Raw genomic sequence first — 11,688 nt, forward strand, 5'->3', positions numbered from 1 at the left:
GGCGGGCCGTCCATGCTGGTCGAGGAGCGGCGCAGCCGCGTATCGAGACCCCACGTCTCCAGGCAGGTGGATCCCGATACGCCCTCTGCGAGGGCTGCTCGATCAGCATGGCTCTGTCGGCCCGGCATCCTAGGGCGGCGCCTCCTCCATGCTGGTCGAGCAGCGGCGCAGCCGCGCATCGAGACCCGCCGCCCCCGGCGCCGCTACAGTGACCGGCATGACCCCCTCGCGCGTCCTCGCACCGGAGCCCCCCGCCGACGGCTCGAAGCCCAAGGGACCCGCGTCGTACTTCCCGAGCATCGAGACCACCTACGGCCGTCCGATCCAGGAGTGGCTCGACCTCGTGGACGAGCGGCTCGACTCCGAGACCCACATGCAGGTCGTCTCCTGGCTGAAGACCGAGCACGGTCTCGGCCACGGGCACGCGAACGCCCTCGTCGCCTACGTCAAGGCGGCCCGCGCCTGACCGTGGCCCCGTCTGCACCCGATCCGGCTGCTGCTCTGCCGCCGAAGTCGCGCACAACATCAGCTGAGACGGGGGTCCCTCCTCTGACAGGGGAGGCCCTGTGCTCTCAGCTGATGTTGTGCGCCGGAGGAGATGCCGTCGCCGGTGAGAGGTCCTCGAACGGCCGAGGCGTCCCGTGCAACGGGCGGCCTCGGCTCCTCGGAGACGTCTCGCGGACGGCCCAGCACGGGCCGGTCAGCGGCCGGCGCGGCCGAACTCGAGGAGCTTCGCGAAGAGGTCCTCGAGGAGCCAGCGGGTGTCGAAGGACTCGCAGACGCGGATCGGGTGCGGGCCGACGCCGGGCTGGAGGTCGCCGGCGGCGGTGAAGCGCGGGGCGGGGACGGCGCGCCAGCGGCCGCCGGCGGGGTTCATCACGGCGCCGATCGCGGGGCTGTCGCCGAGGGAGCGGAAGTCGAGCGGGCCGTAGGGGATCGTCGCGTTGAAGGCGATCAGCTGGTCGACGAGGTAGTCGCCGAGCGGGCTCGTGCCGCCCAGCCGCGTGCGCAGCTCGGCGTGGCCGACGCCGACCATCGTGTAGACGGGCATCGGGATCTGCCAGACGGCGACTCCGGAGGCGAGCACGGCGTTCGCGGCGGCGACGTCGTTGATCAGGTTGAACTCCGGGTGGTACGCGGCGATGCCCTCGTAGGGCGGGCCGCCCACCCAGACCACGACGACGTCGCGCTCGGCGATCGACGGCTCCGCCAGCAGTGCCGCGGCGACGTCGGTGAGCGGGCCGAGCACGGCGATCCACAGCCGGCCCTCGCCGTGCAGCGCCTCCTCGACGATCACGCGCGAGCCCTCGGACGCCACGGACTCCGCGGAACCGCCGGCGACCAGCGCCGCGGACGCCCCGTCCACGACCCGCACGTCGGCCCCGGCGAGGGCGACCACGCGATCGATCTCCGCGCGCGACTCCCGCAGGCTGCCGGGCCGGCCGAAGTGCGCCGCCACGAGCGCCCGGACGTCGAGCGTCGCGCTCAGCAGCGCCTGCACGATCGCGAACTGGTCGTCCGCCTCGTTCGCGGCGTCGGTGCTGACGATCACGCGATGCGGCGGCGGCATCATGCCGACTCCCGCTGCACGAGCGTCGTCGCGAGGATCGGCTGCCGGTCGACCTCGCGGCCCGCCACCACGGCGACCACTGTCTCGGCGGCGACGCGCCCCATGTCCTCGAGCGGCTGGCGGATCGTGGTCAGCGTCGGATCCGAGGTGGTCGCGATGACCACGTCGTCGAAGCCCACGACCGAGATGTCGGCGGGCACGCGCCGGCCGGAGGCCTGCAGCACGCGGATCGCACCGTTGGCCATCAGGTCGGAGGAGGCGAAGACGCCGTCGAGGTCGGGGTGGCGCTGCAGCAGCCGCGCCATGGCGGCCGAGCCGCTCTCGAGGGTGAACTCGCCGTGCACGATCGGGCTGTGATCCAGCCCCAGCTCGGTCAGCTCGTCGCGCCAGCCGCGGATGCGGTCGCGGGCGGGCTCCATGTCGTGCGGGCCGGCGATGATGCCGAGCCGGCGCCGGCCGGAGTCGGCGAGCGCGCGGGCGGCGAGCCGGCCGCCGCCGTAGTTGTCGGAGTCGATCACGATGGCGTCCTCGGCCAGCGCGACCCGCGGCCGGCCGACCCAGGCGATCGGCACGGGGGAGTCGGCGAGCGCCTGCGCGAGGTGCGTGATCTCGTGCTGCAGGATCACGATCGCCCCGTCGACCGCGCGCGAGCGGAGGAACTTGGGGATGCGGTCGCCGTCGTCGTGGTCCGCGGGCAGCAGCACCGGCTGGACCTCGGCGGCGTAGAGCCCCTTCGCGGCGCCCTTGAGCACCGAGGTGAAGAACGTGCCGGTGAGGCTGTCGAGCTCGTTGAAGGCGACGATCAGCGCGATCGCGCCGGAGCGGCCGCCGCGCAGCATCCGCGCGGCGCTGTTGGCCTCGTAGCCGAGCTGCTTCGCGGCGTGCTCGACGGCGGCCGACATGCGGACGTCGACGTTCGTGCCGCCCGCGAGAACCCGGGCGGCGGTGGCGCGGGACACGCCCGCGGCCCGTGCGACGTCCACGAGCGTGGGTCGGGTCATGGCTGCATCCTTCTGAACGAGGAGGGGAGCCGGCCGGGGCGCCGGATGCTCGATCTCCAGAGTCCCACGGAGACGCCTCCCCCGGGGCCGTGGCGGTCCGATTTGCGAAACTTCTTACAGATACTAGGGGAGATCGATATCTCACGCTGCGGTAACGACTCCGAGATCGCGCTTGCACGAGGGGGAAAGGCCAGCTACCTTGGCGTCCAAGAGATCGTTCTCTTGCTCCCGGTCTCCTCCAGCGAGACCCCCCGCGAATCCCCGACGAAGAGGAACAATCGTGAAAAGAAGACTGACGGCCGTGGCCGCAGCAGCCGCCGCCGTGGCCCTCGCCCTCACCGGATGCTCGTCCGGAAGCGGTGGCGGCGCGTCCGACGACCCGAACGCCGAGGCGACCTTCTGGTCCTTCACCGGCATCAACGCCAAGGACAGCGTCGACGAGTACCTCGCGAAGATGCCCGACGCGAAGATCAAGCTCTCCGAGGTCGGCAGCACCACCGAGACCGCCACCGCCCTCACCGCGGCGCTGGCCGGCGAGGTGCCCGACCTGGTCATGATCCAGAACGACGACCTGCCCCAGTTCGTCGCCAACAGCTCGAACTTCCTCGACCTGCGCACCCTCGGCGGCGACGACGTCGCCTCCGCCTACCTCCCGTGGGCCGCCTCGGCGGCGACCGCTGACGACGGCTCCGTCGTGGGCGTGCCCACCGACGTCGGCGGACTCGGCTTCGCCTACCGCGCCGACCTCTTCGAGGCCGCCGGTCTGCCGACCGACCCGGCCGAGGTCGCCGCGATGTGGAAGGACTGGCCGTCCTTCATCGCCATGGGCGAGAAGTACACCGAGGCGACCGGCAAGCCGTTCGTCGACAACATCGAGACCAGCGTCTTCTTCTCGACCGTCAACCAGGTCTCCGAGAAGTACTACTCGCCCGACGGCGAGCTCGTCTACGACACCAACCCGCAGGTGAAGGACGCGTTCCAGGTCGCCGTGGACGCCAAGGACGCCGGCATCAGCGCCGGCATCGCCGCCTGGTCCTCGGGCTGGGCTCCCGGCCGCGCCAACGGCGCCTTCGCCGTGACCATCGCGCCGTCGTGGATCCTCGCCGGAATCAAGACCGACGCCCCCGACACCGCGGGCAACTGGCGCGTCACGAGCGTCCCCGGCGTCGGCGGCAACTGGGGCGGCAGCGTCATCGCCATCCCGGCCCGCGCCGAGCACCCCGAGGCCGCCTGGCAGTACATCAAGACCATGATGTCCGCCGAGGGCCAGACCGACCACTTCGCGGCCTCGGGCACCCTGCCCGCCGCCACCGAGGCGGTCGCGAGCGACGAGGTCCGCAACTACACCGACCCGTTCTTCGGCGACTCGAAGATCGGCGAGGTCATGGCCACCTCGGTCGAGCAGTTCCCCTCCTTCTACAACGGTCCCGACACGACGCCGATCAACGGCGCCCTGCTGAACACCCTCGTCGAGCTTGAGGCGGGCAACGTCACCTCCGACAAGGCGTGGTCGACGGCCCTCGACACGGCCAAGCAGGCCATCGGCGGCTGATCGCCCCACCCACCCGAGCGGCCCGGCGCCTCGCGCGCCGGGCCGCCCCTTCGACGGAGGTAACCCACGTGTCAACGGCGACAGCCATACGTCCCCCCAGGCAGCGCAAGCAGCCCAGCGTCCCGGTCCAGAAGGCCGCGAAGATCCGCAACTCCCTCTCGGAGCGGATCGCCCCCTACGCGTACGTCGCGCCCTTCTTCCTCATCTTCATCGTGTTCGGGCTCTTCCCGCTGCTCTTCACGTTCTACGTCTCGCTCTTCGACTGGAACCCGATCGGCGAGCAGACCTTCGTCGGCCTCGCGAACTTCCAGCAGCTCTTCGCGGACAGCCGGTTCTGGAACGCCCTGGTCAACACCTTCGGCATCTTCATCATCTCGACGGTGCCGCAGCTGCTCTTCGCGCTCTTCCTGGCGCACCTGCTCAACCACGCGCGACTGCGCTGGGCGAACTTCTGGCGCATGGCGCTGCTGGTGCCCTACATCACCTCCGTCGCGGCGACCGCGATCGTCTTCGCGCAGATCTTCGACAAGAACTTCGGCCTGATCAACTGGTTCCTCGGCATCTTCGGACTGCCCTCCCTCAACTTCCTGGCCACCAACTACGGCTCCTGGATCGTCATCTCGACGATGGTCCTCTGGCGCTGGTTCGGCTACAACACGCTGCTCTACCTGGCGGGGCTCCAGTCGCTCCCGCGCGAGATGTTCGAGGCCGCCTCGGTCGACGGCGCCTCCAGCTGGCAGCAGTTCCGCCACCTCACCATCCCGGCATTGCGCCCGATCATCGTCTTCACCGTGATCATGTCGACCATCGGCGGTCTGCAGATCTTCACGGAGGCGCTCCTGGTGTCTCCCGAATCGGGCCTCACCTGCGGCGCCGGCCGGCAGTGCCAGACGCTCGCGCTGTTCCTCTACGAGCAGGGCTTCGGCCAGTTCAAGTTCGGCTACGGCTCCGCCATCGGCGTCGTGCTGTTCGTGATCGTCGTGGTCGTCTCGCTGATCAACTTCTACCTGTCCACCCGCACCCGGAAGGCGGCCGTCTGATGTCCGATGTGATCGATCAGGCCCTCCCGCAGGCCCGGGCCGTCGCCACCGGCGACACCCCGAAGGTGCTCCCGAAGCGCCGCGGCAAGGGCGGCGGGGTCGGCTGGCCGACGTACGTCTTCCTCGTCGTCGCCGTGCTCGTCTCGGTGTTCCCCCTCTACTACATGTTCGTCATCGCGTCGGTCGGAGCGACCGCCGTCACGTCGATCCCGCCGCGCCTGTACCCGGGCACGAACTTCTTCGCCATCGCGGAGAAGGTGTTCGACACCGTCCCGTTCATCGCGTCGCTGTTCAACTCGCTGATCGTCTCGCTGAGCATCGCGGTCCTCTCCGCGATCCTCTGCGCGATGGCCGGCTTCGCCTTCGCGAAGCTGCAGTTCCCGGGCCGCAACGTGCTGTTCCTGATCGTGCTGCTGACCATGACGGTGCCGGCGCAGCTGAGCATCATCCCGCAGTACCTGATCGTCTCGGCCCTCGACTGGGTCGACACCCTCCAGGCGATCATCGTCCCGGGTCTGGCCAGCGCCTTCGGCATCTTCTGGATGCGCCAGCACATGTCCACGACGGTCAGCGACGAGCTGATCCAGGCGGCCCGCATCGACGGCGCCAACTCCTGGCAGCTGTTCTGGCGGATCGCCTTCCCGGTGGTCCGCCCGGCGGCGTTCGTGCTCGGGCTGATCACGTTCACCGCGGTCTGGAACGACTTCATGTGGCCGTTCATCGTGCTGAAGTCGCCGGAGCTGTTCACGGTGCAGATCGCGCTGAAGCAGCTGCAGGCCAACCGCTCGATCGACGTCGCGCTGGCGATGGGCGGGTCGTTCATGGCCACGCTGCCGCTGCTGATCGCGTTCTTCTTCGTCGGCCGCCGCATGGTGTCCGGGATCATGGACGGAGCGTTCAAGGGCTGATGCACGACGCCTCCACCACTCTCGTCCCCTCCGACCGCACCGACGAGACCGGGGATCGGAGCGGTGGTCGCGACTGGCGGGACCGCTCCCTCTCCGCGAGCGAGCGGGCCCGTCTCCTCACCGCCGAGCTCACGCTCGAGGAGAAGGCGGCCCAGCTCGGCTCCGTCTGGCTCACCGACTCCGCCGACGACTTCGCCCCGAAGCTCGAGGGCGGCCCCGAGACCGCTGCCGACCCGTTCGACGGCGGTCTCGGCCAGCTCACCCGCGTCTTCGGCACCGAGCCCGTCTCGGTGCCGGAGGGCGTGCGCCGGCTCCGCGAGCTGCAGGAGCGGGTCGTCGGCTCGCAGCGCCTGGGCATCCCGGCGATCGCGCACGAGGAGTGCCTGACCGGGCTCGCCGCGTACGGCGCGACCGCCTTCCCCACGCCGCTCGCCTGGGCGGCCACCTTCGACGAGGACCTCGTCGGCGAGATGGCCGAGGCGATCGGCTCCGACATGCGCGCCCTCGGCATCCACCAGGGGCTCGCGCCGGTGGTGGACGTCGTGAAGGACTACCGCTGGGGCCGCGTCGAGGAGACCCTCGGCGAGGACCCGTACCTGGTCTCGCAGCTCGGCACCGCGTACGTCGCGGGGCTCGAGTCGGCGGGGATCATCGCGACGCTCAAGCACTTCGCCGGCTACGCGGCCTCCCGCGGCGCCCGCAACCACGCTCCGGTGAGCATGGGGCCGCGCGAGATCGCGGACACCGTGCTGCCGCCGTTCGAGGCCGCGCTGCGGCACGGCGGCGCGCGCAGCGTGATGACCTCGTACACCGACATCGACGGCGTGCCCAGCAGCGCGAGCCGGCACCTGCTCACCACGATCCTGCGGGAGAAGTGGGGCTTCGAGGGCACCGTCGTCGCCGACTACTGGGCCGTGCCGTTCCTCCAGGCGATGCACCACGTCGCGGTCGACACCGCCGACGCGGGGCGGCTGGCGATCCGCGCCGGCGTGGACGTGGAGCTGCCGCAGACCGCGGCGTACGGCGAGCTGCCGCGGCTGATCCGCGAGGGCGTCGTCGACGAGCGCGACCTCGATCGCTCCGTCGAGCGCCACCTCCGGCACAAGTTCGAGGCCGGGCTGCTCGACGGCGGGCCGCTGGTGCCCGAGGGCGCCGAGTCGGTGGACCTCGACAGCGCGCGCAACCGGGCGATCTCGCTCCGGATCGCGGAGGAGTCGGTCGTGCTGCTGCGCGACGACGACGACGTCCGCGGGCTGCTCGCCTCCGGCACCGTGGCGGTGGTCGGCCCGGCGGCGGACCAGTTCCGCAGCCTGGTGGGCTGCTACGCCTTCCCGAACCACGTGCTCTCCAAGCACCCGGGGCACGACCTCGGGATCGAGATCCCGACCGTGCTGACCGCCCTGCGTGCGGAGCTCGGCGAGGAGCGGGTGCGCTTCGCGGCCGGCGGGTCGATCACCTCCGCGGACACCTCCTCGATCGCCGAGGCGGTCGCCGTGGCGCGCTCGAGCGACGCAGCCGTGGTCGTCGTCGGCGACGTGGCCGGGCTGTTCGGCGACGGGACCTCGGGCGAGGGCTGCGACGCGGCCGACCTGCGGCTGCCGGGCGCCCAGGACGAGCTGGTCTCGGCGGTCCTCGCGACCGGCGTGCCGACCGTGCTGGTCGTGCTCTCGGGCCGGCCCTACGCGCTCGGCGCGTACGGCTCGGCGCGCGGGGTCGTGCAGGCGTTCTTCCCCGGAGCGGACGGGGCGGCCGCGGTCGCCGGCGTGCTCTCGGGACGGGTCTCGCCGACCGGGCGTCTGCCCGTGCAGATCCCGCGGCTCCCCTCGGCGTCGACGACGTACCTGCAGCCGTCGCTCGGGCTCTCGAACCCCGGCATCACGGCGCTCGACAACACGCCGCTGCACCCGTTCGGCTTCGGGCTCACGCGGGGCGCCATCGCGTACGAGGCGCTGACGGCGCCGGCGGTGCTGGCGGTGGACGGGGCGCTCGACGCCGCGGTCACCATCCGCAACGGCGGCGAGGACACCGTCGAGGTCGTGCAGCTGTACGCCGCCTACCCGACCTCGCCCGTCGTGCGGCCGGCGGCGCAGCTGCTCGGCTACGCGCGCGTGCCGATCGCCGCGGGGGAGTCGCTGACCGTGCACTTCCACGTCGAGGCGGCGCGGCTCGCGGCGACCGGCGAGGACGGCGCGCTCAGTGTGGACCCGGGCCCGCTGCGCCTGATCGCCGGCCCGTCGGCCGCCGACGCCGCGCAGACCGCCGACGTCACCCTGACGGGCGCGCGCCGCGTGCTCGCCGAGCGCGCCCTCCGCACCCCCTGGTCGGTGACCCGCGGCTGACACCCGCCGCTCTGGTGACGGCGGATCTCGATACGCGCCCTGCGGGCGCTACTCGATCAGCAGGAGGCGGAGCGCCCCCTCCATGCTGGTCCGGCAACGCGGAGCGGCGTCCTTCCATGCTGGTCGAGTAGCCCCGCAGGGGCGTATCGAGACCCACCCTCCTGGTGACGGCTGAGCTTGATAAGCGCCCTGCGGTCGCTACTCGATCAGCATGGGGCGCAAGGGGCCTGCGCCCGCCGCCCCGCGCGCCTACCGTGAACAGCAGCACCCCCGGCGCGAGGACGCGCGCGGGGCCGGACTTCTCGAGGAGAGACATGCCTGCACTGACCGACACCTTCACCCTGTCCAACGGCGTCGAGATCCCGAAGATCGGCTTCGGCACCTGGCAGATCGAGGACGGCGCCGACGCCTACGACGCGGTGACCACGGCGCTCGAGGCCGGCTACCGCCACATCGACACCGCCCGCGGCTACGGCAACGAGGCGAGCGTCGGCCGGGCCCTGCGCGACAGCGGGATCCCGCGCGACGAGGTCTTCATCACCACGAAGCTGCCCGCCGAGGTCAAGGACCACGCCGGCGCGAAGGACAGCTTCGAGACCACGATGGCGGCGCTCGAGCTCGAGCACGTCGACCTGTACCTGATCCACGCGCCGTGGCCGTGGTCGGACATGGGCTCAGACCACCGCGACGGCAACATCGCGGCCTGGAAGGCGATGGAGGAGATCTACGACTCCGGCCGCGCCCGCGCCATCGGCGTCTCCAACTTCTCGGTCGACGACCTGGAGTCGCTGATCGCCGCGACCGACGTGAAGCCGCACGCCAACCAGATCCGCTGGTTCGTCGGCAACACCCAGGACGAGACGACCGACTACTGCCGCACCAACGGCATCCTCGTCGAGGGCTACTCGCCGCTGGCGACCGGCGGCCTGCTCGAGAACTCCGACCTCGCCGACATCGCGAAGGCGAACGGCGTCTCCGTGGCGCAGCTCTGCATCCGCTACCTCCTCGAGAAGGACGTGCTGCCCCTGCCGAAGTCGACCACCCCCTCGCGCATCCGCGAGAACGCCCAGGTCGACTTCGCCCTCTCCGCCGACGACGTCGCCCGCCTCGACGCCCTCACCGACACGGAGTCCTGACCCGCCCCCAGAACTCACAACTTGCGGTAGTCGCGCCCGACTACCGCAACTTCTGCGAACTGGCGGCGGCGCGCTGGCCGAGTAGCCGCGGAGCGGCGTATCGAGACCCACGTGTTCGAAGTCGCCCGACGTCGATCCTCGCCAAGATCACGTGCGCTTGTTCGAAGCGGTGACGCCGTCGTCATCACGAGCCGAGTCCTGATACTCGAGGGAGACGGTGATACCGAGCTCATGCATGATGCGGAACAGTCTTCGCGCGTAGAGCGTCGGCTGCCCGGTCTCCAGGTTCACGACGTACTCGCGCGACAGGCCGATCCGTTCCGCGAGCTCGGTCTGACTCAGGCCGGACTCCTCGCGTACAGCGCGGACGATCGAGGCGAGATCGCTCGCCTTGCGCGCCTTGATGGTCGGCACTGCTCCTCCTGAGGTCTCGAGTGCGGCTCGTATCGCGCCTCGACTGTGGGTATTTCCTCACAATACGCCCCTGTGAGGAAAAATGCACAGTCGGGCTCTGTGTGGAAATCCTCATACCGTGGTTGTGCGAGGACTTTCCGGCGTGAGGTGGCTCTCGATCCGTGCTCTTCGGGTGCTGGTCGAATCATCAGGGAGTGCGCGCGAGCTGCCAGGGAGGTCGTGGAGCCGCGCAGTGGCACCCTGCTCCTGCGGGGTGGAACAGCCGCGGAGCGGCCCTCTCACGCCGGTCCAGCAGCCGCGCAGCGGCTCCCTCTCATGCCGGAAACGCAGCCGCGAAGCGGCTTCCTTCTTGTTGGTCGAGTAGCCGCGGAGCGGCGTATCGAGACCTCGCGTGCTTGCGGTGGTGGATCTCGAGACGCGCCCTGCGGGCGCTACTCGATCAGCATGAAGGGGCGCGGCGGGTCAGGCGAAGCGGAGCAGGTGCGCGCCGTGGGGCTCGAGGGTCAGGGCGACCGCGCCGTCGGCGACGGGGAGGGGCTCGCCCGTCCAGGCGTCGACGGGGGTGCCGGTGCAGCCGAGGTCGGCGAGGTGCGCGGAGTACTCGCGCGGGGCGTCGCCGAGCCAGAAGACGCCGCGCCACTGCACGTCGCCCTGCCAGGCGCTCCAGACGACGAGGTCGCCGTCGCGGACGATCTCGCGGCTGCCCTCGCTGGACAGCAGGGCCAGCACGTCGTCGTTCGTCAGCAGCGCCAGCGTCTCGGGCGGGGTGTCGGGGAGGTGCCCGCCCATCATCAGCGGCGAGCGCAGCAGGCACCAGAGCGTCACGAGCGTGCGCTGCTCGGCGGGGGTGAACCGCGAGAGGCGGTCCTCGCCCACGTGCGCCCGCACGCCGATCCGCCCCAGCGGCAGCATGTCGGCGTCGGCCCACGCGCCCGGCCGCTGGTGCGGCGCCCAGCGCGCGGCGCGCTGGAACTGCTCCTGCAGGTGCCCCCAGTCGTCCCAGAAGTCGTCCGAGATCCGCCACATCTGCGCGGTGTCCCGGAGCAGCTCCAGGTTCTCCAGCGAGAGCTGCTTGCCGGGCGAGAGGCTCAGCACCATCGGCCGGCCGGTCGCGTCGATCGCGCGGGAGAGCGCGGCGATCTCGTCGGCCTGGATCGGCGGGTAGAGCACGTCGTCGAGCTTGACGAAGTCGACGCCCCACGAGGCCAGCTGCGCCATCACCGAGTCGTAGTACTGCTGCGCGCCCGGCACGGTCATGTCCACGCCGTAGTTGTCCGGGTTCCACGGGCAGACGTTCCCGCGGTCGGCGATGTCGGCGCAGGTCGCGTCGGAGCCGAGCACCGGCAGACCGAGCTCGGCGGCCCGGCGGGGCACGCCGCGCATCAGGTGCACGCCGAAGCGCAGCCCGAGGGCGTGCACGCGCGCGGCCAGCGCGGTGAAGCCTCCGGTCGCCGCGGAGGGGAAGCGCCCCACCGCGGGCTGCGGCCGGCCCCAGTCGTCCAGGACCGGCTCCGACACCTCCTGGTAGTCGCTCGTGCCGGGGTCCGGCTCGTACCACTGGATGTCGACGACGACCGTGTCCCAGCCGTGCGGCAGCAGGTGCTCGGCGAGGTACTCGGCGTTCGCCAGCACCTCGTCCTCGGTGACGGAGGAGCCGAAGCAGTCCCAGCTGTTCCAGCCCATCGGCGGGCGGCGGGCGGCCTCGGTGCGTGCGGCGGCAGCGCTCAT

Annotated in this window: 10 protein-coding genes; 6 read left to right on the top strand and 4 right to left on the bottom strand. The window is 71.2% G+C overall.

The window, feature by feature from the left end:
* The first annotated feature begins 217 nt into the window (after positions 1–217).
* Entirely contained in the window at positions 218–466 is a 249-nt protein-coding gene (locus EDF43_RS11105) for a DUF4287 domain-containing protein (RefSeq protein WP_132436866.1), read from the top strand.
* Positions 467–700: 234 nt separating this feature from the next.
* On the opposite strand, the gene EDF43_RS11110 is transcribed toward EDF43_RS11105, so the two are convergent.
* Together EDF43_RS11110 and EDF43_RS11115 are read right to left on the bottom strand one after the other, a co-directional pair.
* Positions 701–1,570: a nucleoside hydrolase gene (locus tag EDF43_RS11110; RefSeq protein WP_132436994.1), complete on the bottom strand. Its 870-nt coding sequence runs from the start codon at positions 1,568–1,570 to the stop codon at positions 701–703.
* Positions 1,570–2,571: a LacI family DNA-binding transcriptional regulator gene (locus tag EDF43_RS11115; protein ID WP_123446870.1), complete on the bottom strand. Its 1,002-nt coding sequence runs from the start codon at positions 2,569–2,571 to the stop codon at positions 1,570–1,572. Before EDF43_RS11115 ends, EDF43_RS11110 begins: the two co-directional genes overlap by 1 nt.
* A 301-nt stretch (positions 2,572–2,872) precedes the next feature.
* Here EDF43_RS11115 and EDF43_RS11120 point away from each other — a divergent pair, with 301 nt between their 5' ends.
* The 5 genes from EDF43_RS11120 to EDF43_RS11140 all read left to right on the top strand — a co-directional run bounded on the left by EDF43_RS11120 (position 2,873) and on the right by EDF43_RS11140 (position 9,546).
* Positions 2,873–4,123, top strand: a complete 1,251-nt coding sequence (locus EDF43_RS11120; protein WP_132436868.1) for an ABC transporter substrate-binding protein — start codon at positions 2,873–2,875, stop codon at positions 4,121–4,123.
* Positions 4,124–4,191: 68 nt separating this feature from the next.
* Entirely contained in the window at positions 4,192–5,163 is a 972-nt protein-coding gene (locus EDF43_RS11125) for a sugar ABC transporter permease (protein WP_207901697.1), read from the top strand.
* Complete coding sequence (locus tag EDF43_RS11130; RefSeq protein WP_123706487.1) at positions 5,163–6,071, top strand: carbohydrate ABC transporter permease; 909 nt, start codon at positions 5,163–5,165, stop codon at positions 6,069–6,071. Before EDF43_RS11125 ends, EDF43_RS11130 begins: the two co-directional genes overlap by 1 nt.
* Complete coding sequence (locus EDF43_RS11135; RefSeq protein WP_132436870.1) at positions 6,071–8,410, top strand: glycoside hydrolase family 3 N-terminal domain-containing protein; 2,340 nt, start codon at positions 6,071–6,073, stop codon at positions 8,408–8,410. The genes EDF43_RS11130 and EDF43_RS11135 overlap by 1 nt, the downstream gene beginning before the upstream one ends.
* A gap of 314 nt (positions 8,411–8,724) precedes the next feature.
* Entirely contained in the window at positions 8,725–9,546 is an 822-nt protein-coding gene (locus EDF43_RS11140; protein WP_132436872.1) for an aldo/keto reductase, read from the top strand.
* A 147-nt stretch (positions 9,547–9,693) separates the two neighbouring features.
* On the opposite strand, the gene EDF43_RS11145 is transcribed toward EDF43_RS11140, so the two are convergent.
* Complete coding sequence (locus EDF43_RS11145) at positions 9,694–9,960, bottom strand: helix-turn-helix transcriptional regulator (protein WP_123706490.1); 267 nt, start codon at positions 9,958–9,960, stop codon at positions 9,694–9,696.
* A gap of 462 nt (positions 9,961–10,422) precedes the next feature.
* Entirely contained in the window at positions 10,423–11,688 is a 1,266-nt protein-coding gene (locus tag EDF43_RS11150; RefSeq protein WP_243646287.1) for an alpha-galactosidase, read from the bottom strand.

Source organism: Rathayibacter sp. PhB179 (assembly GCF_004345345.1).
Taxonomy (GTDB): Bacteria; Actinomycetota; Actinomycetes; order Actinomycetales; family Microbacteriaceae; genus Rathayibacter; species Rathayibacter festucae.